Raw genomic sequence first — 23404 nt, 5'->3', positions numbered from 1 at the left:
AGCACGCGATAGACTCGACGCATGCCTGACTGGAGCGCCGATACGGGCCTCGCCAGCCTCTTCATCTCGGCGTTCGTCTCGGCCACGATCCTGCCCGGAAATTCCGAGATTGTTCTGGTCGCCGTGTTGAAGAGCTTTCCCGGCAGTGCAGCGACCGCGGTCCTGGTCGCCACGCTCGGCAATACGCTGGGCGGATTCACGACCTACCTGCTCGGGCGCCTCGTTCCCAAGCGCCTTCCCAAGGGCCGCGCGCTCGCATGGGTGGAACGTTACGGCGCGGCGGCACTCCTGCTTTCATGGGTCCCCCTGATCGGAGACGCGCTGTGCGCCGCGGCCGGTTGGCTGCGCGTGTCGTGGGGTTGGTCGCTCGCGGCGATGGCCTTGGGCAAGTTCGCGCGCTACGTGCTGATCGCGCAGGCCGTCGCGCTGGTTTAGTCGCGATGTTGCAGTGCAGTATGATGGCCGGTCCGCCGTACCGAACACCGTGGCACCAAGGCCCATGACCCGCCTGCGCGAGATTCCCTACAACTACACGTCGTTCTCGGATCGCGAGATCGTCATCCGCCTGCTCGGCGACGATGCGTGGGAGTTGCTCGCGGAGCTGCGCTCGCAGCGGCGCACGGGGCGCTCCGCGCGGATGCTCTACGAAGTGCTCGGCGACATCTGGGTCGTGCGCCGCAATCCCTACCTGCAGGACGATCTTCTCGACAGTCCGCGGCGCCTCGCCCTCCTGGTGGAGGCCATGCGCCACCGGCTCGCGGAAATCGAGAAGCGCCGCCGCGAGGATGGCGCCGATGTGGAGCGCCACGAGCGCGTAGGACAGCTACTCGATGCGGCGCACGGCGCGGTGAATGCCTTCGAGGGCGAGTTCGAGCAGGTGCGGCGACTGCGCCGCAGGACGCTGCGCGTGCTTTCGCGCATCACGCGCAAGGACAACATCGCCTTCGACGCGCTCGCGCGCGCCTCGCACGTTACTGACGCGACCGACTGGCGCGTCGAGTACCCCTTCGTTGTCGTGTCGCCCGACACTGAGGAGGAGTGCCGGCCGATCGTCGAAGCCCTGATCGAGCTCGAGCTCACGATCATCCCGCGCGGCGGCGGCACCGGCTACACGGGTGGCGCGATTCCGCTCGAGCGCCTCTCCGCGGTCATCAATACCGAAAAACTCGACCGCCTCGCCGCCGTCGAACGCGTGACGCTGCCCGGCCTCGCGCAACCGGTGCCGGTCGTGCGCTGCGGCGCGGGTGTCGTCACGCGGCGCGCGATGGAAAGCGCGGAAGCTTCGGGGCTCGTGTTCGCGGTCGATCCCACCTCGGCCGATGCCTCGTGCATCGGCGGCAACGTCGCGATGAACGCGGGCGGCAAGAAGGCCGTGCTGTGGGGCACCGCGCTCGACAACCTCGCGTCATGGCGCATGGTCACGCCGCGCGCGGAATGGCTCGAAGTCGAACGGCTCGATCACAACCTGGGCAAGATCCACGACGCGGGGCGCGTGAAGTTCCGCCTCACCCGCCTGCAGCGCGACGGCAAGACGCCGATCGGCCAGGAGATCCTCGAGGTCGACGGTGCGAGCTTCCGCAAGGTGGGCCTCGGGAAGGACGTGACCGACAAGTTCCTCGCGGGCCTGCCGGGCGTGCAGAAGGAAGGCTGCGACGGAATCATCACGTCGGCCACGTTCATCCTCCACCGGATGCCGCCGCACGTGCGCACCGTATGCCTGGAGTTCTTCGGCGACGTGAAGCGCGCGGTGCCGGCGATCGTGGAGATCAAGGATTACGTCGACGGTCATCCGGGCGCCATCCTCGCGGGCCTCGAGCACCTCGACGAGCGCTACGTGAAGGCCGTGGGCTACACGACGAAGGCGAAGAGCCGCGGCCGGCCGCGCATGGTGCTTCTGGGCGACATCGTGGGCGACGACGAGAACGCGGTGGCGCAGGTGGCCTCGCAGGTCGTGCGCATCGCCAACGCGCGCGAAGGAGAAGGCTTTGTCGCGACCACCCCCGAGTCTCGCAAGCGCTTCTGGCTCGACCGCGCGCGCACCGCCGCGATCGCGCGCCACACCAACGCCTTCAAGATCAACGAAGACGTGGTGATTCCGTTGCCGCGCCTCGCGGAATACACCGAGGGAATCGAGCGCATCAACATCGAGCTCTCGATCGGCAACAAGCTGAAGCTCGTGGCCGCACTCGAGGAATTCTTCCGCGGCGAAGTCCCGGTGCATGCCGAAGAGCGCGGCGACCGCGAAGGCCTTCTCGGTGACCGCCCGGCGCTGGCACTCGATCTGCTCGCGCGCACCGCGGCGCGCTGGCGCGGCGTGCTCGATCGCCTCGGCGAACCGGAAGTGTTCTCGGCGGTGCAGACGCACGTCGACCGCATCTCGTGGAAGCGCGAGCTCCTGGAGCCCCTGTGCGAGATCTTTGACGGCCGCGCCTTCGCGCCGGTCCTCGAGCGCGTGCGGGCGATCCATGCCGAGGTGCTGCGCGGCCGTGTGTTCGTGGCGCTGCACATGCACGCGGGCGACGGCAACGTGCACACGAACATTCCGGTCAACTCCGACAACTACGAGATGCTGCAGGAGGCCAACCGCGCGGTGGCGCGGATCATGGCCTTCGCGCGCAGCCTCGGCGGCGTGATCTCCGGCGAGCACGGCATCGGCATCACCAAGCTCGAATTCCTCGAGGAGGGCGAGATGGCGCCCTTCGCCGCCTACAAGGCGAAGGTCGATCCCGAGGGCCGCTTCAACCGCGGCAAGCTCCTCGCGGGCGCGAACCTCGAGAACGCCTACACGCCGTCGTTCGCACTGCTCGGCCACGAGTCCCTGATCCTCGAACGCAGCGACATCGGCGCGATCGCCGCTTCGGTGAAGGATTGCCTGCGCTGCGGCAAGTGCAAGCCCGTGTGCGCGACCCACGTGCCGCGCGCCAACCTGCTCTACAGCCCGCGCAACAAGATCCTCGGGGTGTCGCTGCTCACCGAGGCGTTCCTCTACGAGGAGCAGACGCGACGCGGCGTGAGCATCCGCCACTTCGACGAGTTCGGCGACGTCGCCGACCATTGCACGGTGTGCCACAAGTGCGAGGCGCCCTGTCCGGTCGACATTGATTTCGGCGACGTGTCGATCGCGATGAGGAACCTCCTCACGCGCCTGAAGAAGAAGCGCTTCAACCTCGGGACGTTCGCGGCGCTGCAGTTCCTCAACGCGACCGATCCCACGAAGATCAAGCTGGTGAAGGCGCTGATGGTGGACATCGGCTACCGCGTGCAGCGTGCGGCCCATGCGTTCGCCCGGCGCTTCCTCGTCACGCGAGGACAGACGCGCCATCCGCCTTCCACGGTGGGCAAGCCGCCGCTGCGCGCGCAGGTGATCCACTTCATCAACAAGCCGATGCCCGGAGGATTGCCGAAGAAGACCGCGCGCGCACTCCTCGATCTCGAGGACGACGCGATCGTGCCGATCCTGCGCGATCCGGCAAAAGTGACCGACGAGTCCGACGCGGTGTTCTATTTCCCCGGCTGCGGGTCCGAGCGGCTCTTCGGGCAGGTGGGCCTCGCGACCCAGGCGCTGCTCTACGAAGTCGGCAGCCAGTGCGTCCTGCCACCGGGTTACCTGTGCTGCGGCTACCCGCAGACCTCCGCGGGCCAGGCCGACAAGGGCGAAGAGATCACGATCCGGAATCGCGTGCTCTTCCACCGCGTGGCCAACACGCTCAACTACCTCGACATCAAGACCGTGGTGGTTTCCTGCGGCACCTGCATGGACCAGCTCCAGAAGTACGAATTCGAGAGCATCTTCCCGGGCTGCCGGCTCCTCGACATCCACGAGTACCTCATGGAGAAGGGCGTGAAGCTCGAGGGCGTGAAGGGCGTGCGCTACATGTACCACGACCCCTGCCACACGCCAATGAAGACCTATGCGCCGCTCAAGGTGGTGGGCACGCTCATGGGGCAGGCGGTGCCGCTCAACGAGCGTTGCTGCGGCGAATCGGGAACGCTCGCGGCCACGCGCGCCGACATCTCGACACAGGTTCGCTTCCGCAAGGAAGAGGAAATGATCAAGGGTTCGGATCGCCTGCGCGCCGACGGCTTCACGGGCGACGTGAAGGTCCTCACTTCGTGCCCTTCATGCCTGCAGGGCCTCTCGCGCTTCGATCGCGATTCGGGCACGCAGGCCGACTACATCGTGGTCGAGATGGCCCGCCACCTGCTCGGCGAGAACTGGATGGCCGATTACGTCGCCAAGGCGCGTCACGGCGGAATCGAGCGCGTTCTGCTTTGACGCCGCGTAGAATCGTCGCACGATGAATGCGGCGACCCAGGACTGCGAGCTTTGCCGGGAGACGGGCGGAACCCTCCTCTGGCAGAATGACCTTTGCCGTGTGGTGGCGGTGGAGGAAGCGGACTATCCGGGCTTCTGCCGCGTGATCGTGAATCGCCACGCGAAGGAGATGACCGATCTCACGCCCGACGAATGCACGGCGCTCCTCGCAGTGGTATTGGGAGTCGAACGCGCAATGCGCGACACGATGCAGCCGGACAAGATGAACCTCGCGAGCCTCGGCAACATGACGCCGCACGTGCACTGGCACGTGATTCCGCGTTTTGCCGACGATCGCCATTTCCCCGGACCGGTGTGGGCGGCGGCGAAGCGCGAGCCCAACGCGAATGCCGCGCGCCGGGCCGATGCCGGGCGCCTGGGTGCCGCGATCGGCGCGAAACTGGGGACGGGCCGCTGATGGCGACGCAGCCTCCCAACAGCCGGCCGACGGGATCGATTCCGTTCGGCGACGCGCGCGCGTGCAAGGAGTGGCTCAACGCGCTGCCGCTCACCAACATCCCGCAGGCGCAGAGCCTCGTGCTCGACGCGCTGAAGGTGCTCAACCGCGCCGACGACTTCGAGGCGATCGAGCGCCTGAAGTGCATCGAGCTCATGCGCGACAAGATCTCGTTCCTGCAGGGCGAGCAACGCTCGCGCTACTTCGGCAAGACGATGCCGCTCTCGCCCAATGATTCGGCCGCGTGGGGCACGGGCCGCGCGCTGCTCGAGGAAATGGAGAACGGCTACCGCAAGTGCCTCGAGCAGGCGATGAACGAGTCGGGCGAGATCTCCCGCCACGTGGCGCTCGTCACCCAGCGCATCGTGCGCTACCTCGGGACGCAGATGCTGTTCCACGCGGTCGCCTATCGCCGCTTCGATCCGGCCGTTTGGCTGCGGTTGCACCAGCTCTACGCCGAGGCCGAGCGCCGCGGCGTGGCCGAGGAGCGAGTGAAGGATTCGCTCGAGGGCGAGGAGGGCGTGTCGAGCGTGGCTGAGGCCTACTCGCACGTCGTGATGATGCAGGCGGCGTATCTGTCCGAGATGACGGCGCCGCAGATGGATTTCGCCGAAGCCCTGCTGCGGCTGTGGATCCGCAAGGTGCGGCTGCTCAAGGAGCCGCCGCCGCCCGCCGAGGGCACCACGGCCTGGCCGCTGGCGGTCGACCTCACCAAGCCCATCGGCGCGCGCCCGCTCTCGCATGGCGCGCAGCAAGCCTCGCACCGCGTCTTCGATGTCGAGCAGATTTCCAAGAGCATCCGCCGGCGCGTGCGCGCCCTGCAGAACGACGAGGAACCCGCGAGCCTGGGGTTGCCCGCGGAGGCAAGCGCGCTCGACGCGCTTCACCAGATGCAGCGCCTGCACAAGCTCTGGTGCGAAGGCGCGCCGCCGCGTCCGCCCGCGAAGGTGCCCAACGAAACGACCGCGGGCCTGACCTTCGGCGTGAACGAGATCCACTTCTTCCTTTCGAGCGGGAAGATCTTCGAGCAGCCCGACAAGACTCGCGAGCTCACGCGCCAGGAGAAGAACGACATCGCCATGTTCGGGCGCGTGCGCGAGAGCACGCAGTCGATGATGTCGAGCGAGTTCAACTTCACGGTCGAGAACTGGGGTGTCGTCGACGAGATGCTCGGCGCATGGCGGCTGCTCCGCCCCGCGACGGCCTCGAAGGGGGTCGCGATCGGGCGCCTGGTCGCGATGCGCCTGGGCGACGGCGCGCCGTTCTTCCTCGGCATGGTGAGCGCGCTCGTGCAGGAGACCGACGGGCGCATCGTGATCACGGTGACGCTCTTTCCGGGCCGTCCCGAGCCGATTGCCGTGCGGGCGGGTGACGCGCGCAATCGCCAGACGGCTCAGTGGGTGCAGGGCTTCCGCCTGCCGGCGATCCCGAAGCTCAACATTCCGGAATCGCTCGTGGTGCCCGGCGGCATGGCCCTGCGCGGGCGCGGGATCGAGATCTGGATCGAAGAAGCGGCCAAGGAAGCGACCGTCTACGACGTCCTCGAGCACGGCACGGACTTCGACCGCTTCACCTTCTAGGGTTCAGGCGCCCAGCAGCGCGTCCATCAGGTCGACGGCGGCGTCCTTGCCCGCCTGCTCGCGGATTTCCACGATGCACGTCGGGCTCGTGACGTTCACCTCCGTGAGCCAGTCGCCGATGATGTCCAGTCCCGCGAATGTGATGCCGTGCTTCACCAGCTCGCGGCCCACGGTTTCGCCGATCTCGCGGTCGCGCTTCGAGAGGGGCTGCGCGCGCCCGATGCCGCCGGCCGCGAGGTTGCCGCGGGTCTCGCCTTCGCGAGGGATGCGCGCGAGGCAATGGCCGAAGGGCTTGCCGCCGATCACCAGGACGCGCTTGTCGCCCTGCGAGATCTCGGGGATGTAGCCCTGCGCCATGATCGTGCGCGTGCCCAGCTCCGTCATGGTTTCCACGATGACGTTGCGGTTGGGGTCGGTGGCGGTCACGCGGAAGATCATCGTCCCGCCCATGCCGTCGAGCTTCTTGAGGATGGTGTCGCGCCGCTCGTCGATGAAGGCATGCACCCGCGCCGGATCGGACGCGATGAGCGTGGGCGGCGTGAATTGAGGGAAGCGCAGGATCGCGAGCTTCTCGTTCCAGTCGCGCAGGGCGCCCGGGCGGTTCACGACCCGCGTGCCTTCAGCCTCGGCGCGCTCGAGCAGCAGCGTGGCGTAGTAGTACTCCTGGTCGAAGGGCGGGTCCTTGCGCATCATCACGATGTCGAAGGACGCGAGCGGCGCCTCCACGGGCGCGCCGGCCTGGTACCAGGCGGCGTTGTCGCTGGAGATCGCGAGCTTGCGCGCGGGTGCGACGACCGAGCCCGCACGAACGAAGATCTCGCGGGCCTCGAACGCGTGCACTTCGTGCCCGCGGCGCGCGGCCTCGCGCATCATCGCGATCGAGGAATCCTTGTAGGCCTTCAGGTGGTCGAGCGGATCGACCACGAACGCGAACTTCATGCGTTCGCTGCCTTCACCTCGAGGGCGGATGCGCGCTCGACCAGGGCTTCGACTTCGTAGGCCGCGGCGAGCAGCGCCAGGCGGGCCACGACGCCATAGGTATAGAAGCGGTTGGGCGCCATGCCGGGCTTGCCGGAGCAATCGGGCGATTGGCAATCGGACTCGAACGCAAGCGGCGAGTACTGCGAACCCGGGGCGTTGAGGTTCTCGTCGATGCCGCGCCCGGTGTGCACGCGGTAGAAGCCACCCACGACGAACTGGTCGATCATGTAGAGCACGGGCTCGGCCACGGCGTCATTCACCGTCTCGAACGTGTAGACACCTTCCTGGATGATCACCTCGTGGACCGGCTGGCCTTCCTTGATCACCGACATCTTGTTGCGCGTCTTGCGATTGAGGTTGCGCACGTCGTCGACGCTCTTCACCGTCATGATGCCCATGCCGTAGGTGCCGGCGTCGGCCTTCACGATCGCGAACGGCGCCTCGGTGATGCCGTGCTCGGCGTACTTTTCCTTGATCTCGTTCAGCACGAATTCCACGTTGGCCGCGAGGCAGTCCTCGCCTTCCTTCTCGGCGAAATTCACCTTGCCGCATTGGCTGAACACCGGGTTGATGAACCAGGGGTCGATGCCGATCAACTTGCCGAAATCCTCGGCGACGCGGTCGTAGGCGTGGAAATGCTGGGTCTTCCGGCGCGTGGACCAGCCGGCCACGAGCGGGGGCACGACCGGCTGCTCGAGGCCGGCGAGGATCGAGGGGATGCCCGCGGAAAGGTCGTTGTTCACGAGCACCGCGCACGGATCGAAGCCCTCGAGCATCACCCGGTTGCCCTTGCGCACGATCGGCTCGAGCAGGAGCTTCTCGCCCGCGGAGGTTTCGACCTCCTGGGGCGCGGTGAGGTCGGGGATGAGGCTTCCGATGCGCACATCGAGGCCGACGGCCTCGAGGATGCGCTTGAGGGTCGCGACGTTCTGCAGGTAGTGGAGGTTCCTCGTGTGGTTCTCGGGCACGAGTATGAAGCGGCGCGTGTCCGGGCAGATCTTCTGGACGGCGGACATTGCCGCGTGAACGCACAGCGGCAGGAAATCGGGATTGAGGTTGTTGAACCCGCCCGGGAAGAGGTTCAGGTCCACGGGGGCGAGCTTGAAGCCGCTGTTGCGGAGATCCACCGACGAATAGAAGGGGACTTCGTGCTCGATCCACTGGTTGCGGAACCAATGTTCGATATCGGGCCGGCGATCGAGGACTTGCCGCTCGAGTTCGCGCAGCGGGCCGGTGAGCGAGGTGGTCAGGTGGGGAACCATCGGCGTCGGTTGGGGCGTTGTATTTCGAGGGCGGGCAATGAGTTTACACGCGCGAGCAGGCCCGGAACGCGACACCTCGCGATGCTAGAATTTGCGGCTCCGCGTCAGAGTTTCAACCCCCGCGAGTTCCATCCATGACTTCCGTACAGACCGTCGCGCTCACCGCGACCCTGCTCGCCATCTCGAACCTCTTCATGACGTTCGCCTGGTACGGGCACTTGAAGCACCTGCAGGCGAGCCCCTGGTACATCGCCGCCCTCGTGAGCTGGGCGGTGGCGCTCCTCGAGTACATGTTCCAGGTCCCCGCCAACCGCATGGGCTTCGCCGGCGGCATGAGCCTCGCGCAACTGAAGATCCTGCAGGAGGTGCTCACGCTCGTGATCTTCGTGCCCTTCGCCGTGTTCTACATGGGCGAGGGCCTCAAGTGGAACTACCTCTGGGCGGCGTTGTGCCTGGTGGGTGCGGTCTACTTCATCTTCGCCGCCTGATGCAGCTGCCATCCTGATGCACCTGCATATTCTCGGAATTTGCGGCACGTTCATGGGGGGCCTCGCGAAGATCGCCCGCGAGGCGGGCCATGTCGTCACGGGCTGCGACGCGCAGGTCTATCCGCCGATGAGCGACCAGCTTCGCTCGCTCGGCATTCACCTGCACGAAGGCTACGACGCCGAGCAGCTCGATCGCTACAAGGCCGACCTCGTGGTGGTGGGCAATGCGATGACGCGCGGCTTTCCCGTGGTCGAGGAGATGCTCAACCGCGGCCTCGAGTACGTCTCCGGCCCGCAGTGGCTGAGCGAGCACATCCTTCACGACAAATGGGTGATTCCGGTCGCGGGCACGCACGGGAAATCCACGACCGCCTCCATGGTCGCGTGGATCCTCGCGCACGCCGGGCTCAACCCGGGCTTCCTCATCGGCGGCGTGGCTCGCAACTTCCACACGTCCGCGCTCGCGACCGACTCGCCGTTCTTCGTGATCGAGGCCGACGAGTACGACACGGCGTTCTTCGACAAGCGCTCGAAGTTCGTGTGGTACCGGCCGCGCACGGTGATCCTCAACAACCTGGAGCTCGACCACGCGGACATCTTCCCCGACCTCGCGGCCATCGAGACGCAGTTTCATCACCTCGCGCGCATCGTGCCGGCCAACGGATTGATGGTGGTCAACAACGAGGTCGAGGCACTCGAGCGCGTGTTGAAGCGCGGCTGCTGGACGCAGGTCGAGCGTTTCGGCGCGCGCGGCGCGTGGAGCGTGGGGGCGATCCACGCCGATGATTCATTCGACGTCGTGCTCCATGGCCAGGTGCAAGGCACCGTGCGCTGGGAGCTGATGGGCGACCACAACCGCATGAACGCCCTCGCGGCCCTCGCCGCCGCGCGCCATGCGGGCGTGCCCGTCGCCGCGGGGATCGAGGCCCTGTCCAGCTTCCAGGGCGTGAAGCGGCGCATGGAGAAGCGCGGCACGGTGAACGGCATCACCGTGTACGACGATTTCGCGCATCACCCGACCGCCTTCCAGGCGACCATCGCCGGCCTGCGCCGCCGCGCCGGAAGCGGACGCGTCGTAGCGGTGTTCGAGCCGCGCTCGAACACGATGAAGCTGGGCACCATGCAGGGCCAGCTCGCGCAGAGCCTCTCGGGCGCGGACCTCGTGTACTGCTATGCCGCCAACCTGGGATGGGATCCCGCGACCGCGCTCGCACCCTTGTCCTCGCGCGCGGCGATCTACACCGAGCTCGATCCCATGGTCGAGGCGCTCGCCCACGTGCTGCGCGCCGGCGATCACGTGCTCGTCATGTCCAATGGCGGTTTCGGCGGCGTGCACGCGAAGCTCCTCGCGCGCCTCGAGAGCCGCGCACCCAACTCCCCGGAGTAAGCCATGGCCACACTTTCATATCGCATCGTCAACGTCTTCACGCGCGGCGGCACGCTCACCGGCAACCCGTTGTGCGTCTTCGAAGACGGCCGCGGCCTCGATGAAACCGCCATGCAAGCGCTCGCAAGGCAGATGAACCTGTCGGAGACGACGTTCATCCTGCCCTCGGACCGGGCCACGGCTCGCGTGCGCATCTTCACGCCGTCATACGAGATGCCCTTTGCCGGTCATCCGACGCTGGGCACGGCGCACGTCGTACGCGAGCTGCTCTCTGCGGGCGATGCCGTCACGCTGGAAATGAAGGCAGGCGTGATCCCGGTTGCCGCGAAAGGTGATCGCTGGACGCTGCAGGCCAACCGGCCCAGCTGGCGCGAGGTCTCGGAATCGCGCGCGGAGCTCGCGCAGATGCTCGGGCTCGTGAGCGGCGACCTCGTCGAGCGGCCGCTCTGGGTGAACGCGGGCAAGGAGCAGCTCGCGGTTCCGGTGGCGAGCGCGGACGCCGTGCGTCGCGCCGCACCCCAGGCCGATGCGTTCCGGCGCCTGAAGAGCGTCGACGGCCAGAGCATGGCCTACGTATTTGCCGACAACGGCGATGCGCGCGATAGCGTCACCGCGCGCTTCTTCTTTCCGAACGGGGCCGCGATCCTCGAGGATCCCGCGACCGGTTCGGCCTGCGCCAACCTCGGCGGATGGTTCTGCGCAATGCAACCCGGCGTGGACCTCGTGCGCGAGGTCCAGCAGGGCGACGAGATCCATCGTCCCTCGACGCTCTACCTCGCGGTGCGCGGCGGCGAAGTCACGGTGGGAGGCGACGTGATCGCGCTCGCCCGCGGAACGCTGGCCCTTTGAAGACGATCGTCTACCTGCACGGCTTCATCAGCTCGCCGAAATCGAAGAAAGCGGTGATGCTGGGCGACTACGTCCGCAGCCACGCGCCCACCGTCGAATACCTCGTCCCGGAACTTACGCATCGTCCCGCCCAGGCCGCCGCCCAGATCGAGAAGGCGTGCGCCGGGCGTGCGAGCGCCGACCTCACCTTTGTCGGCAGTTCGCTGGGCGGCTTCTACGCGACCGCACTCGCCGAGCGCCTCGACTGCAAGGCCGTGCTCCTCAATCCGGCGGTCCACCCGCACGCGCACTTCGCGCGCTTCCTCGGCCCGCAGCGCAACCTGTACACCGGCGAGCACTTCGAGCTCACGCAGGAACACATCGACGAGCTCCACGCGCTCGACGTCGAGGTGATCTCGCGCGAGGAGCGCTACTGGCTCGTCGTTGAGACGGGCGACGAGGTTCTCGATTATCGCGAGGCCACGCGCTACTACGCAGGCGCTTTCCAGACCGTCGTTCGCGGGGGCGATCACTCGCTCTCGTCGTTCCCGGAGCATCTTCCCGACCTCGTCGAATGGGCCACCACGTGAAGCAAGTCCTGTTCGACGAAGACGGTACCTTCCGGCTCGGGACGATCCTTTCCGAGGCGGGCGCGTCCTTTCAAGTGGAAGCCGCGCACGGCAAGCGCTCGAAAGTGAAGGCGGCCAGCATCCTCCTTCGGTTCGACGGCCAGTCGCTCGTGGCGATGATGCCCGAGGCGCAGAAGCTTTCCGAGGACATCGACCCGCAATTCCTGTGGGAGGTGTGCGGGCCTGACGAGTTCGGTTTCGGCGACCTCGCGCGCGAGTATTTCGGTCACGCGCCTTCGCCCACCGAGGCGACGGCGGTCGCGTTGAAGCTCCAATCGAGCCCCGTGTTCTTCTACAAGCGCGGCAAGGGTCGCTTCCAGGCCGCGGCCGAGGAGAACCTGAAGGCCGCGCTCGCGGGCATCGAGAAGAAGAAGAGACAGCAGGAGCAGGTCGACCAGTGGGCGGCCGACCTCGCCGCCGGCCGCGTGCCCGAGAAGGTCGCGGCGAATCTCGACACGCTGCTCTTCAAGCCCGACAAGATGTCGCTCGAGTGGCGCGCCCTCGACCAGGCGGCCACCGCCGCGGGCCTCGCACCGCCGAAGCTTCTCGCCCAAGCGGGTGCGCTGAAGGGCGCGGAGGATTTCCTCCTGCGGCGCTTCAAGTTCGAATACTTCCCCGAGGGCACGGGATTCGCGATGATGCCGCCCCTGGCCGATCCCGGTGAGCTGCCCGAGGCGCAGGCGGAAGCGTTTTCCATCGACGATCACGAGACGACCGAGATCGACGATGCGTTCTCGGTGCAGCGCCTCGCGGCCGATCGCGTGCGCATCGGCATCCACATCGCTGCGCCCTCACTCTTCTTCGGTCGCGACCACCCGTTGGAGGCGCTCGCCCGCGAACGGTTGTCCACGGCGTACTTTCCCGGCGCGAAGATCACGATGCTTCCCGAGAACGCGGTCGAGCAGTCGACGCTCGCGGCCGGCCGGCGCGTTCCCGCCGCCACCCTCTACCTCACGGTCGATCCGGGAACGCTGGAGATCATCGAATCGCAATCGGCGCTGGAACGCGTGCAGATCGCGAGCAACCTGCGCATTTCCGACCTCGAGACGCGGCTCAACGACGCGGCGGTCGCGGCCGGTCGTGTCGAGGGCGAGCACGGCGAGGACCTGCTGCTCCTTTGGCGCTTCGCGATGAAGCTGCGCGCCGCGCGCGGTGCCGCGGACGACAAGAACGCGCGCCTCGACTACACGTTCCGCATCACCGGCGAGCGCATCGCCCTCGAGCCACGCCGGCGCGATACACCCATCGACCTGCTGGTCTCGGAGCTGATGATCCACGTGAATTCCACGTGGGGGAAATGGCTCGCGGAGCGCGGTTACGTCGCGATGTACCGCAACCAGCGCGGCATCAAGACGCGGATGGAGGTCGAACCCGCGGCTCACGAGTGGCTGGGTGTCTCCCATTACGCGTGGTCGAGCTCGCCGCTGCGCCGCTTTGCCGACCTCGCGAACCAGCGGCAGTTGGTGGCGTCGCTCCGCGGCGACGAGCCGGTGTACACCAAGGACGAACTCTCGCTGGCGGCGCGCGATTTCGAAACGACCTATGAGGCCTATGCCGAGCACCAGCGAACGCTCGAGCGCTTCTGGTGCCTGCGCTACATCGCGCAGGAGAGCCTTGGGGAGGCAGACGCCACCGTGATTCGCGACGAATTGGTGCGGCTCGAGGGCATTCCGCTCGTCTGCCGCGTCGTGGGATTGCCCGCTGCCACCGTTCCGGGAACGCGCGTTCGCGTGGCGTTCGGAGAACCCGATTACTGGGACCCCTCGGTACTTTGCCGGTACCTAGGTACAATTTCGGCTCATGCAGTTGCGGCAACCCCCACCTGACGCCGTCGTCTCGTTCTCCGATTTCCTCCTGGAACGCTTCGGCCTCGTCGCCTCCATGCAGGTGGCGGTGGTGGCATCCATTGCCGCGCACGTCTTCGTGATCGTCGGTTTCGGCTTCCAGGTTCTCGACTGGCGCAAGACCGAGGCGCCCCACAACCTCCTCGAGGTCGTGCTCGTGAACTCCCGCTCGGCCACCAAGCCCGTGAAGGCCGACGCACTCGCGCAGGCCAATCTCGACGGCGGTGGGAACACCGACGAGAAGCTGCGCGCGAAGACGCCCTTTCCCGCGCTCGACAACAAGGTACCGACCCACGATCCGAAAGCTGCCGAGGAACGCGTGCGCACGCTCGAGCGCGAGGCGAAGCAGCTGATGACGCAGCTCAAGTCGCCCGCACAGGTGCCGCAGGAAGCCACGGGCGAAGCGAAGGCCGACGACAAGGCGAAGGAGCTCGTCGCGAAGAGCCTCGAGATCGCCCGCCTCGAGGCGCAGATCCGCCGCGAGATGCAGGCCTACCAGGAGCGGCCGCGCAAGAAGTTCGTGGGGGCGCGCGCCGAGGAGTACCGCTTCGCGCAGTACGTTGACAACTGGCGACTGAAGATCGAGCGTGTGGGCAACCTCAACTATCCGAGCGAGGCGCGCGACCGGAAACTCCATGGCGCGCTGCAGCTGACCGTGGGCATCAGGGCGAACGGCGACGTCGAATCCGTCGCGATCGAACGCTCGTCGGGGTACAAGGTCCTGGACCAGGCCGCCATCCGGATCGTGCGGCTCGCTGCCCCCTTCGACCGCTTCCCCGACAACATCCGCGCCGACACGGACATCCTCTACATCACGCGCACCTGGACCTTCGCGCGGGGCGACCAAGTGACGACGGAGTGATTCCTACAGTTCGCACCGCGGGGCCTGCATTTCGTCGCCCGGCCGGAGCATAATCCCCGCCCCGGGGCCAGAATGGTTTCATGCACCGGCCCCCCGGCCGGCCTGGCACACCCCTATTCCAAGGAGCATTCCATGCGTTTCCTGAAGGCCCTTCTCGTGGCCGTCACCCTGGCGGGAATCCCCGCGGGTTTCGCGTCCGCCGCACCCGTTCCCCTGCGCGATTTCTTCAAGAACCCCGCCGAGGTCTCCCACTCGCTGTCGCCCGACGGCCAGTGGATCGCCTACCGGGCGCCCTACGAGCGCCGCCTCAACATTTTCGTGCGCCCCGTGAAGGGCGGCGAAGCCAAGCGCATCACCTCGGAAACGGCGCGCGACATCGCCGGCTTCGCCTGGAAGGGCAACGATCGCCTGATCTACGCCAAGGACTTCGGCGGCGACGAGAACTTCCACATCGTGTCGGTCGACCGCAACGGCGAGGGCCTCAAGGACCTCACGCCCTTCGAGAAGGTGCGCGCGGGCATCGTCGACGACCTGAAGGACCACCCGACCGACATGCTCATCTCGCACAACAAGCGCGACGCGAAGGTGTTCGACGTCTACCGCGTCAACATCGCGACGGGCGATTCGAAGATGGTCGCCGAGAACCCGGGCAACATCGTGGGCTGGCTCACCGACCACGACGGCAAGGTGCGCGTCGCGACGACCACCGACGGCGTGAACACGAGCCTCCTCTATCGCGAAGCCGAGGACCAGCCCTTCAAGACGGTGCTCACGACGAACTTCCGGGAAAACGTGAACCCCGAGTTCTTCACCTTCGACAACAAGAAGCTCTACGCCATCTCGAACCGTGGCCGCGACAAGGCCGCCGTGGTGATCTTCGACCCCGCCACGGCGAAGGAAGAAGTCATCTACGAGCGCCAGGACGTGGATGTCTCGAGCGTGTCGTACTCGCGCAAGCGCAAAGTGCTCACGGCCTCGCGCTACGTCACGTGGAAGTCGGACTACCACTTCTTCGACAAGGAAGTCGAAGCCCTCTTCAGGGACGTCCAGGCGAAGCTCCCCGGCTACGAAGTGGCGATCGCCTCGTGGAACAAGAACGAGGACGTCTTCATCGTCGGCGGCGTGAACGACAAGACGCGCGGCAAGCGCTACCTGTACGACACGAAGACCAAGGCGATGACGCAGATCGCCGACGTGTCCCCGTGGCTCGTGGAATCCCAGCTCGCCGACATGAAGCCCATCCAGTACAAGTCGCGCGACGGCCTCACGATCCACGGCTACCTGACGCTCCCGAAAGGCGTGGCTGCGAAGAACCTGCCCGTCGTCGTGAATCCGCACGGTGGTCCGTGGTATCGCGACAACTGGGGCTTCAACCCCGAGGTGCAGTTCCTCGCCAACCGCGGCTACGCGGTCTTCCAGATGAACTTCCGCGGCTCGACGGGCTACGGGCGCAAGTTCTGGGAGGCCTCGTTCAAGCAGTGGGGCAAGACGATGCAGGACGACGTGACCGACGGCGTGCAGTGGCTCATCAAGGAAGGCATCGCCGATCCCAAGCGCATCGCGATCTACGGCGGCAGCTACGGCGGCTACACGACGCTCGCGGGCATCACCTTCACGCCGGACCTGTATGCGGCCGCGGTCGACTACGTGGGCGTGTCGAACCTCTTCACGTTCCTCAACACCATTCCGCCGTACTGGAAGCCTTACCTCGACATGTTCCACGAGATGGTGGGGCACCCGGAGAAGGACAAGGCGCTGCTCACCTCGGCCTCGCCCGCGCTGCATGCGGACAAGATCAAGACGCCGCTCTTCATCGCGCAGGGTGCCAAGGATCCGCGCGTCAACAAGGACGAGAGCGACCAGATGGTCGCGGCCATGAAGAAGCGTGGCGTCGAAGTCGAGTACCTCGTGAAGGACAACGAGGGGCACGGCTTCCGCAACGAGGAAAACCGCTTCGAGTTCTACGAGGCGATGGAGAAGTTCCTGAAGAAGCACGTCGGAACCTGACCGAAAGTTGCCGGCGGGTACATTTCGTCCACCCGCCGGCGCATTTCGTCGCAGTAAGCTGGCCGCATGGCGGCTAACCTCTTAACCTTCCGTTTTTTCCGAAGGGGAGAGGTTCCATGAGTACCCATATCCGCTGCCTGCTGGCAGGCTTGCTGCTGGCCGGCGCGCTCGATTCGCGGGCCGCCAATTTCACCGACCTGTGGTGGAACGCCCAGGAATCGGGCACCGGCGCACAGATCGTGCAGCAGGGTGAAACCGCGTTTGTCACCCTCTTCGTCTACGGCGCCAATGGCGAGCCACTCTGGCTGGTCGCGCCCGACGCGCGAGCCTATGCATACAGCGCGGGCGGCCTCCCGCAGTTCCGCGGCACGCTCTATCGCACCCGGGGCTCGGCTTTCTCCGGGCCGTGGGACGCGTCGAAGTCCGAGACGATCGCGGTCGGCACGCTCTACGTGAGCCCCACGGAGCTCGCCACGATCAAGGTCGACTACGAGGTGAACAACATCTCCGTGCAGAAGACGTTCACGCGGCTCACGTGGGAGATCCCGATCGCGGCGGCCAACTACGCGGGCAACTTCCGCCTGCGCTATTCGCAGCCCGGCGGGCCGCCCTACGGCACGATGTACTACGACGCGGAGTTCCTGATGTACGTCGAGAACGGCGAGGGCCTCATGCGCGTGACCAGCGACGTGAAGGGCACGTGCAACTACCGCGGCCCGTACAAGCAAGAGGGCCGCTACGGGTCCTTCTCCGGGCAGTACGAATGCGCCAACGGCGACACGGGCAGTTTCGGGATCACGCGCCTGGAATTCACCGATGGCGGCGTGACCGGCACGATCAGCGACACCGGCCGCGATGGCCTGGGCGTCGGGCGTTTCGGCGCCGTCCGGCAGTAGCCACGACGGGGCCGCGCCCGCCGCGCGGCTCCGATTTGTGGGGAAGGGGGTGGAAAGGCTAAAATAGCGGCGGGCAGCAGATGGAAACGGTCAACCTCACTCGCCAGTTCCTCATCGCCATGCCTGCCATGGCAGACCCGAATTTTTCCCGGACTCTCACCTTCATCTGCGAGCACAACGAGCGCGGCGCGCTCGGGATCGTGGTGAACCGGCCGATCGACGTGACGCTCGGCACCCTCTTCCGCCAGGTGGAGATTCCCCTCGACGATTCCCCGCTTGCCGACCAGCCCGTCTTCTACGGCGGCCCGGTCCAGTTCGACCACGGCTTCGTCCTCCACCGACCCCTGGGCAGTTGGAAGTCCACGCTCCCCGTGGGCGAGATGGGCCTCACCACTTCCCGCGACATCCTCGAAGCCATGGCCAAGGGCCGCGGTCCGCGCGACCAATTGGTGGCCCTCGGCTACGCGGGCTGGGCGCCCGGACAGCTCGAGGACGAGATCAAGCGCAATGGCTGGCTCACGGTCGAGACCGACGTCGACCTCATCTTCAGCGTGCCTCCCGAGGGACGCTACGACACCGCGATGCGTGCCCTTGGCGTGAATCCCGCCTTCCTGTCCGAGGAGGCAGGACACGCGTGATGGCCGGGACCCTCCTCGGCTTCGACTTCGGCGAAAAGCGTATTGGCGTTGCAGTCGGCGAGACCGAAACCGGTATCGCACACCCCCTGATGGGCATCGTCGCGGAAGCCACCGACGCGCGCTTCGCGCTCATCGAGAAAGTCGTGAGCGAGTGGCACCCGACCGGGTTCGTCGTCGGGCGTCCCCGCCATCCCGATGGCGGCGAGCACGCGGTCGCGAAGCTCGTGGAAAAATTCGCCCGGCGCCTCGCGGGCCGATTCTCGCTGCCGGTGGTGTTCGTCGACGAGACGCTCTCCTCGGCCGAGGCGGAGGAACAGATGCGCGATACGCACGCGCGCATTCGCGGGAAAACCGACATCGACGCACTGGCTGCCGCCGTGATCCTGCAAAGCTATCTCAACGAACCGGAGTCGCATGAGCCCCTCGCTTCCTGATCCCGAACGCCTCGTGGAAGCGCTCGCCGGCGAGATGCGCAAGAGCCTCTCGCCCGACGCGGGCATCGTGGGCATCTACACCGGCGGCGCCTGGGTCGCGGAACGCCTGCATCGCGCGCTCGGCTCGAAGGTGCCGCTGGGCCTGCTCGCGGTGACGCTGCATCGCGACGACTTCGGGCGCATCGGCCTGCATCGCGAAAACCGGCGCAGCCAGATTCCCTTCCCGGTCGATGGGCGCGAGATCGTCCTCGTCGACGACGTGCTCTATACGGGGCGCACGATCCGCGCCGCGTTGAACGAGCTCTTCGACTTCGGCCGGCCGCGCGCGGTGCGCCTGGCGATCCTCGCCGATCGCGGCGGGCGTGAGATTCCCGTGTCGGCCGACTACCTCGGTGCGAAAGTCGAAGTCAGCCGCGACGAGGAGCTGGTGCTCTCCAACGACGGGGGCAAGCTGCGGCTCGCCGCGATCCGGAGACCCGCATGAACGCGAACCTGCAGGTCGACGCGCAGGGGCGCCTCCGGCACCTCCTCACGACCGAGGGACTGCCCGCGGCGATGATCCGCCGCATCCTCGACACCGCCGAGCAGTTCGTCTCGGTGAACGAGCGCGAGGTGAAGAAGCTCCCGCTGCTGCGCGGCAAGTCGATCTTCAACGTCTTCTTCGAGAACTCCACGCGCACGCGCACCACGTTCGAGATCGCCGCCAAGCGCCTCTCGGCCGACGTGATCAACCTCAACATCGGCGCGTCCTCCACCGCGAAGGGCGAGTCGCTGCTCGACACCGTCTACAACCTGCAGGCGATGGACGCGGACATGTTCGTCGTCCGCCACGCGCAATCGGGCGCGCCGCACCTGATCGCGAAGCACGTGAAGCCCGGTGTGGCGGTGATCAACGCGGGCGACGGCCGGCACGCGCACCCCACGCAGGGGTTGCTCGACGTGTACACGATCCGCCACTACAAGAAGGATTTCTCGGGGCTTTCGGTCGCGATCGTCGGCGACGTGTTGCACTCGCGCGTCGCGCGCTCGCAGATCCACGCGTTGAAGACGCTCGGCGTACCGGACCTGCGCGTGATTGGCCCGCGCACGCTCATTCCCGCGGATGTCGAGCGGCTCGGCGTCACGGTCCACCATGACCTCGCCACCGGACTCAAGGGTTGCGATGTCGTGATCGCCCTCAGGCTGCAGAGCGAACGCATGAACGGCGCGCTGCTCCCTTCGGCCGGTGAATTCTTCAAGGCCTACGGCCTCACGGCCGAAAGGCTCGCGCTCGCGAAGCCCGATGCGATCGTGATGCATCCGGGTCCGATGAATCGCGGCGTCGAGATCGATTCGCACGTCGCCGACGGACGCCAGAGCGTGATCCTCCCGCAGGTGACCTTCGGCATCGCGGTGCGGATGGCCGTGATGTCGATTCTTGCGGGATCCGCCGCAGGCGCCCTCACCGACGGACCCGCCGCATGAGAATCACGATCGAGGGCGCGCGCGTGGTGGATCCGGCCAGCGGTCGCGACGAGACCGCATCGCTGCACATCGACCAGGGCCGCATCGCCGCGATCGGCAAGGCGCCCGACGGATTCCGCGCCGAAGAGACGATCGATGCCAAGGGGCTCGTGGCCTGCCCGGGCCTCGTGGACCTGTGCGCGCGGCTGCGCGAGCCGGGCTTCGAATACAAGGCGACGCTCGAATCCGAGATGCGCGCGGCGGTGGCCGGTGGCGTGACCACGCTCGCATGCCCGCCCGACACCGATCCGCCACTCGATGAGCCGGGCCTCGTGGAAATGCTCACGCGGCGCGCGCAAAGCCTCGAGCAGGCGCGCGTGCATCCGCTGGGCGCGCTCACCGTGGGCCTCAAGGGCGAGCGGCTCGCGGAAATGGCCGAGCTCGCGGAAGCGGGTTGCGTGGGCTTCTTCCAGGCGAATGCGCCGATTGCCGACACCAACGTGCTCCTCTCGGCGATGCGCTACGCCGCGACCTTCGGATTCACCGTCTGGCTGCGGCCGCAGGACATGGCTCTCGCGCGCGGCGGCATCGCGCACGAAGGGGAAGTGGCCACGCGATTGGGGCTTGCCGCGATTCCGGCGATCGCCGAAACGGTTGCCGTGCGCACGATCGTCGAACTGATGGGCGCCACGGGCGCGCGCGTGCACCTCGCGCGGCTCTCGACCGCGCAAGCGGTCGCGATCGTGGCGGAAGCCAAGGCGAAAGGCGCCGCTCTCACCTGCGACGTCGGCGTGCATCACCTCCACCTGTCGGACCGCGACCTCGCGGACTTCGATTCCCAATGCAACCTGGTACCGCCGCTGCGCGATCCGCGCGACCGCGACGCGCTGCGCAAGGGCCTGGCCGACGGAACGATCGACGCGGTGTGCTCCGACCACACGCCGGTCGATGACGACGCCAAGCTGGTCCCTTTTGCCGAGGCCGAGCCGGGCGCTTCCGGACTCGAACTCCTGCTGCCGCTTGCGCTCAAATGGGGGAGCGAGTCCGGTCTCAAGCTTCCCGCCACGCTGGCCACCGTCACCAATCGCGCCGCACAGGTGCTCGGGGTCGACGCGGGAACGCTGGCGCCGGGCGCGCGGGCCGATATCTGCCTCTTCGATCCAAAGTACCCGTGGGTGGTGACGCCCGCGGCGCTCGCGAGCCAGGGCAAGAACACGCCCTTCCTCGGTTTCGAGCTGACCGGCCGCGTGGTGCGCACCCTCGTGGGCGGCCGCGTGGTGCATTCGGCCTAGCTTTCCCCCTTTCACTCTCGTTGCACGATTCCGCCATGGACAATCCGCTGCTCGATTTTTCAAGCCTCCCGCGCTTCTCGGCCATTCGGCCCGAACATGTCGCACCCGCCATCGATGCGCTGATCGGCACGGCTCGCGAGACGGTCGAACGCCTCGCCGTGGACGACCGCGCGCCCACGTGGGACAACTTCGTCGAGCCGCTCGATGATGCGAACGAGCGCCTCGGGCGCGCGTGGTCGCACGTGAGCCACCTCAATGCGGTGGTCAGCACGCCGGAGCTGCGCGACGCATACAACACCGCGCTGCCCAAGGTGACGCAGTTCTTCACGGAGCAGGGGCAGGACCAGCGCCTCTACGCGCGGCTGCGTGCGTTGCGCGATTCATCCGGATTCGCGGCCCTGACAGCCTCGCGCAAGCGCCTCGTGGAGAATCGCGTGCGCGATTTCCGCCTGGGCGGCGCGGAGCTGCCCCCGCCGCAGAAGGCGCGCTTCCTCGCCATCCAGGAGGAGCTCGCCACGCTCTCGGCGAAGTTCCAGGACAACGTGCTCGATGCGACCAACGACTTCGGCCATTTCGTGACCGACCCGTCGCAGCTCGCGGGCATTCCGGACGATGTGCTCGCGACCGCGAAGGCCGCGGCCGAAAAGGACGGCAAGCCCGGCTGGAAGCTCACGTTGCACATGCCCTGCTACATGCCCGTACTCCAGTACGCCGACAACGCGGATGTGCGCGAGGCGCTCTACCGCGGCTTCGTGACCCGCGCCTCCGAGTTCGGCAAGACCGAGTGGGACAACACCGACATCATCGGGCGCATCCTCGCGCTGCGGACGGAAGCGGCCACGCTCCTCGGGTTCGGCAACTACGCGGAAGTCTCGCTTTTCACGAAGATGGCCGCGCAACCTGCCGAGGCGCTTTCGTTCCTCGATGACCTCGCGCGCCGCTCGCGGCCCTTTGCCGAGCGCGACATGGCCGAGCTCACCGAGTTCGCGCGCTCCGAGCTCGGGATCGGCGCACTGCGCGCCTGCGACGTGGGCTACGCGAGCGAGAAGCTCCGCCAGAAGCGCTACGCCTTCTCCGACCAGGAAGTGCGCCAGTACTTCCCCGAGGATACGGTGCTCGCCGGAATGTTCCGCGTCGTCGAGACGATCTACGGCGTACGCATCCGCGAGGCCCGGGCCGAAACGTGGCACCCGTCGATCCGCTTCTTCGAGATCGCCGATGCCGGTGGCGCCATCGGCCACTTCTACCTCGATCTCTACGCGCGCGAAGGCAAGCGCGGGGGCGCGTGGATGGACGAAGCGATCGCCCGCCGGCGGCTGGCCGCGCGCGTGCAGACGCCCGTGGCAACGCTCACCTGCAATTTTTCCGCGCCCGTCGGCGGCAAGCCCGCGCTCTTCACGCACTACGAAGTGGAGACGCTCTTCCACGAGTTCGGCCACGGCCTGCACCAGTTGCTCACGCAGGTCGACGAGATCGGCGTGTCGGGCATCAACGGCGTCGAATGGGATGCGGTGGAGCTCCCCAGCCAGATCATGGAGAACTTCTGCTGGGAGTGGGGCGTGGTGCAGCACATGTCGCGTCACGTCGATTCCGGGCAGCCCCTGCCGCGCGCGCTCTTCGATCGCATGCTCGCGGCGAAGAATTTCCAGAGCGGCATGCAGACCGTTCGCCAGCTCGAGTTCGGCATGTTCGACATGCGGCTGCACGCGGCCTTCGAGGGTCGCTACCTCGACCTGCTCAAAGGGGTGCGCAGCGACGTGGCCGTTGTCCCGTATCCGGACTACAACCGCTTCCCGAACCAGTTCTCGCACATCTTCGGCGGCGGGTATGCGGCCGGGTACTACAGCTACAAATGGGCCGAAGTGCTCTCCGCCGATGCTTACAGCGCATTCGAGGAAGGCGGCGTGCTGAACCCCGAAGTCGGCGCACGCTTCCGCCGCGAAGTGCTGGCCGCGGGCGGCAGCCGCCCGGCGATCGAATCGTTCATGGCCTTCCGCGGGCGCAAGCCGCAGATCGACGCCCTTCTGCGTCATAATGGAATGACGGTCACCGCCTAGACGG

20 protein-coding genes are annotated in these 23404 nt (G+C 66.9%); 18 read left to right on the top strand and 2 right to left on the bottom strand.

Translation table 11 applies throughout. From position 1 onward, the window contains the following. Positions 1-21 precede the first annotated feature (21 nt). The 4 genes from DSM104440_RS18775 to DSM104440_RS18760 all read left to right on the top strand — a co-directional run bounded on the left by DSM104440_RS18775 (position 22) and on the right by DSM104440_RS18760 (position 6352). Entirely contained in the window at positions 22-435 is a 414-nt protein-coding gene (locus DSM104440_RS18775) for a YqaA family protein (RefSeq protein ID WP_171165396.1), read from the top strand. 64 nt (positions 436-499) lie between these two features. Then, a complete protein-coding gene (locus DSM104440_RS18770; protein ID WP_171165394.1) occupies positions 500-4276 on the top strand; it encodes a DUF3683 domain-containing protein in 3777 nt (1258 codons plus the stop codon). A gap of 22 nt (positions 4277-4298) precedes the next feature. Then, positions 4299-4733, top strand: coding sequence for an HIT family protein (locus DSM104440_RS18765; RefSeq protein WP_171165393.1), 435 nt, complete (start codon positions 4299-4301; stop codon positions 4731-4733). Beyond that, positions 4733-6352: a hypothetical protein gene (locus tag DSM104440_RS18760; RefSeq protein WP_171165391.1), complete on the top strand. Its 1620-nt coding sequence runs from the start codon at positions 4733-4735 to the stop codon at positions 6350-6352. Before DSM104440_RS18765 ends, DSM104440_RS18760 begins: the two co-directional genes overlap by 1 nt. A gap of 3 nt (positions 6353-6355) precedes the next feature. Here DSM104440_RS18760 and gshB read toward each other — a convergent pair whose 3' ends face one another. Next, the gene (gene gshB / locus DSM104440_RS18755; protein WP_171165390.1) at positions 6356-7291 is read right to left on the bottom strand and encodes a glutathione synthase; all 936 of its coding nucleotides are present in this window, start codon (positions 7289-7291) and stop codon (positions 6356-6358) included. Further along, positions 7288-8595: a glutamate--cysteine ligase gene (gene gshA / locus DSM104440_RS18750; RefSeq protein WP_171165389.1), complete on the bottom strand. Its 1308-nt coding sequence runs from the start codon at positions 8593-8595 to the stop codon at positions 7288-7290. Before gshA ends, gshB begins: the two co-directional genes overlap by 4 nt. A gap of 134 nt (positions 8596-8729) precedes the next feature. Here gshA and DSM104440_RS18745 point away from each other — a divergent pair, with 134 nt between their 5' ends. From DSM104440_RS18745 to DSM104440_RS18680, 14 genes are all read left to right on the top strand, one after another. Then, entirely contained in the window at positions 8730-9083 is a 354-nt protein-coding gene (locus DSM104440_RS18745; RefSeq protein WP_171165388.1) for a DMT family protein, read from the top strand. A gap of 16 nt (positions 9084-9099) precedes the next feature. After that, positions 9100-10470 (top strand): UDP-N-acetylmuramate:L-alanyl-gamma-D-glutamyl-meso-diaminopimelate ligase, encoded by a 1371-nt coding sequence (gene mpl, locus DSM104440_RS18740; RefSeq protein WP_171165387.1) that lies wholly within the window; start codon positions 9100-9102, stop codon positions 10468-10470. 3 nt (positions 10471-10473) lie between these two features. Then, complete coding sequence (locus tag DSM104440_RS19440) at positions 10474-11319, top strand: PhzF family phenazine biosynthesis protein (RefSeq protein WP_171165386.1); 846 nt, start codon at positions 10474-10476, stop codon at positions 11317-11319. Then, positions 11316-11888: a YqiA/YcfP family alpha/beta fold hydrolase gene (locus DSM104440_RS18730; RefSeq protein WP_171165383.1), complete on the top strand. Its 573-nt coding sequence runs from the start codon at positions 11316-11318 to the stop codon at positions 11886-11888. The genes DSM104440_RS19440 and DSM104440_RS18730 overlap by 4 nt, the downstream gene beginning before the upstream one ends. Then, the gene (locus tag DSM104440_RS18725; protein WP_171165381.1) at positions 11885-13753 is read left to right on the top strand and encodes a ribonuclease catalytic domain-containing protein; all 1869 of its coding nucleotides are present in this window, start codon (positions 11885-11887) and stop codon (positions 13751-13753) included. Before DSM104440_RS18730 ends, DSM104440_RS18725 begins: the two co-directional genes overlap by 4 nt. After that, positions 13728-14633, top strand: a complete 906-nt coding sequence (locus DSM104440_RS18720; protein WP_246212061.1) for an energy transducer TonB — start codon at positions 13728-13730, stop codon at positions 14631-14633. Before DSM104440_RS18725 ends, DSM104440_RS18720 begins: the two co-directional genes overlap by 26 nt. Before the next feature lie 132 nt (positions 14634-14765). After that, positions 14766-16640 carry a S9 family peptidase gene (locus DSM104440_RS18715; RefSeq protein WP_171165379.1) on the top strand — a complete coding sequence of 625 codons (1875 nt, stop codon included), beginning with the start codon at positions 14766-14768 and terminating at the stop codon, positions 16638-16640. A gap of 116 nt (positions 16641-16756) precedes the next feature. Beyond that, entirely contained in the window at positions 16757-17536 is a 780-nt protein-coding gene (locus DSM104440_RS18710; RefSeq protein WP_171165378.1) for a hypothetical protein, read from the top strand. 80 nt (positions 17537-17616) lie between these two features. Continuing rightward, positions 17617-18174 (top strand): YqgE/AlgH family protein, encoded by a 558-nt coding sequence (locus tag DSM104440_RS18705; RefSeq protein ID WP_171165376.1) that lies wholly within the window; start codon positions 17617-17619, stop codon positions 18172-18174. After that, on the top strand, positions 18174-18608 hold the full coding sequence (gene ruvX / locus DSM104440_RS18700) for a Holliday junction resolvase RuvX (protein WP_171165374.1): 435 nt from the start codon (positions 18174-18176) through the stop codon (positions 18606-18608). Before DSM104440_RS18705 ends, ruvX begins: the two co-directional genes overlap by 1 nt. After that, positions 18589-19092, top strand: a complete 504-nt coding sequence (gene pyrR, locus DSM104440_RS18695) for a bifunctional pyr operon transcriptional regulator/uracil phosphoribosyltransferase PyrR (protein ID WP_171165372.1) — start codon at positions 18589-18591, stop codon at positions 19090-19092. Before ruvX ends, pyrR begins: the two co-directional genes overlap by 20 nt. Then, entirely contained in the window at positions 19089-20072 is a 984-nt protein-coding gene (locus DSM104440_RS18690) for an aspartate carbamoyltransferase catalytic subunit (RefSeq protein WP_171165370.1), read from the top strand. The genes pyrR and DSM104440_RS18690 overlap by 4 nt, the downstream gene beginning before the upstream one ends. Next, positions 20069-21343, top strand: coding sequence for a dihydroorotase (locus DSM104440_RS18685; RefSeq protein ID WP_171165367.1), 1275 nt, complete (start codon positions 20069-20071; stop codon positions 21341-21343). The genes DSM104440_RS18690 and DSM104440_RS18685 overlap by 4 nt, the downstream gene beginning before the upstream one ends. 35 nt (positions 21344-21378) lie before the next feature. Beyond that, positions 21379-23400: a M3 family metallopeptidase gene (locus DSM104440_RS18680; protein ID WP_171165365.1), complete on the top strand. Its 2022-nt coding sequence runs from the start codon at positions 21379-21381 to the stop codon at positions 23398-23400. Positions 23401-23404 lie beyond the last annotated feature (4 nt).

Origin of the sequence: Usitatibacter palustris, assembly GCF_013003985.1 — a bacterium.
In the GTDB taxonomy this organism is placed as follows: domain Bacteria; phylum Pseudomonadota; class Gammaproteobacteria; order Burkholderiales; family Usitatibacteraceae; genus Usitatibacter; species Usitatibacter palustris.
This window is presented reverse-complemented; position numbering and strand designations above follow the sequence as displayed.

Excerpts from the sequence above, each read along its gene's own strand:
- DSM104440_RS18775 (WP_171165396.1), top strand. The coding sequence starts at position 22 with ATGCCTGACTGGAGCGCCGATACGGGCCTCGCCAGCCTCTTCATCTCG.
- DSM104440_RS18770 (WP_171165394.1), top strand. The coding sequence starts at position 500 with ATGACCCGCCTGCGCGAGATTCCCTACAACTACACGTCGTTCTCGGAT.
- DSM104440_RS18765 (WP_171165393.1), top strand. The coding sequence starts at position 4,299 with ATGAATGCGGCGACCCAGGACTGCGAGCTTTGCCGGGAGACGGGCGGA.
- DSM104440_RS18760 (WP_171165391.1), top strand. The coding sequence starts at position 4,733 with ATGGCGACGCAGCCTCCCAACAGCCGGCCGACGGGATCGATTCCGTTC.
- gshB (WP_171165390.1), bottom strand. The coding sequence starts at position 7,291 with ATGAAGTTCGCGTTCGTGGTCGATCCGCTCGACCACCTGAAGGCCTAC.
- gshA (WP_171165389.1), bottom strand. The coding sequence starts at position 8,595 with ATGGTTCCCCACCTGACCACCTCGCTCACCGGCCCGCTGCGCGAACTC.
- DSM104440_RS18745 (WP_171165388.1), top strand. The coding sequence starts at position 8,730 with ATGACTTCCGTACAGACCGTCGCGCTCACCGCGACCCTGCTCGCCATC.
- mpl (WP_171165387.1), top strand. The coding sequence starts at position 9,100 with ATGCACCTGCATATTCTCGGAATTTGCGGCACGTTCATGGGGGGCCTC.
- DSM104440_RS19440 (WP_171165386.1), top strand. The coding sequence starts at position 10,474 with ATGGCCACACTTTCATATCGCATCGTCAACGTCTTCACGCGCGGCGGC.
- DSM104440_RS18720 (WP_246212061.1), top strand. The coding sequence starts at position 13,728 with ATGCAGTTGCGGCAACCCCCACCTGACGCCGTCGTCTCGTTCTCCGAT.
- DSM104440_RS18715 (WP_171165379.1), top strand. The coding sequence starts at position 14,766 with ATGCGTTTCCTGAAGGCCCTTCTCGTGGCCGTCACCCTGGCGGGAATC.
- DSM104440_RS18710 (WP_171165378.1), top strand. The coding sequence starts at position 16,757 with ATGAGTACCCATATCCGCTGCCTGCTGGCAGGCTTGCTGCTGGCCGGC.
- DSM104440_RS18705 (WP_171165376.1), top strand. The coding sequence starts at position 17,617 with ATGGAAACGGTCAACCTCACTCGCCAGTTCCTCATCGCCATGCCTGCC.
- ruvX (WP_171165374.1), top strand. The coding sequence starts at position 18,174 with ATGGCCGGGACCCTCCTCGGCTTCGACTTCGGCGAAAAGCGTATTGGC.
- pyrR (WP_171165372.1), top strand. The coding sequence starts at position 18,589 with ATGAGCCCCTCGCTTCCTGATCCCGAACGCCTCGTGGAAGCGCTCGCC.
- DSM104440_RS18690 (WP_171165370.1), top strand. The coding sequence starts at position 19,089 with ATGAACGCGAACCTGCAGGTCGACGCGCAGGGGCGCCTCCGGCACCTC.
- DSM104440_RS18685 (WP_171165367.1), top strand. The coding sequence starts at position 20,069 with ATGAGAATCACGATCGAGGGCGCGCGCGTGGTGGATCCGGCCAGCGGT.
- DSM104440_RS18680 (WP_171165365.1), top strand. The coding sequence starts at position 21,379 with ATGGACAATCCGCTGCTCGATTTTTCAAGCCTCCCGCGCTTCTCGGCC.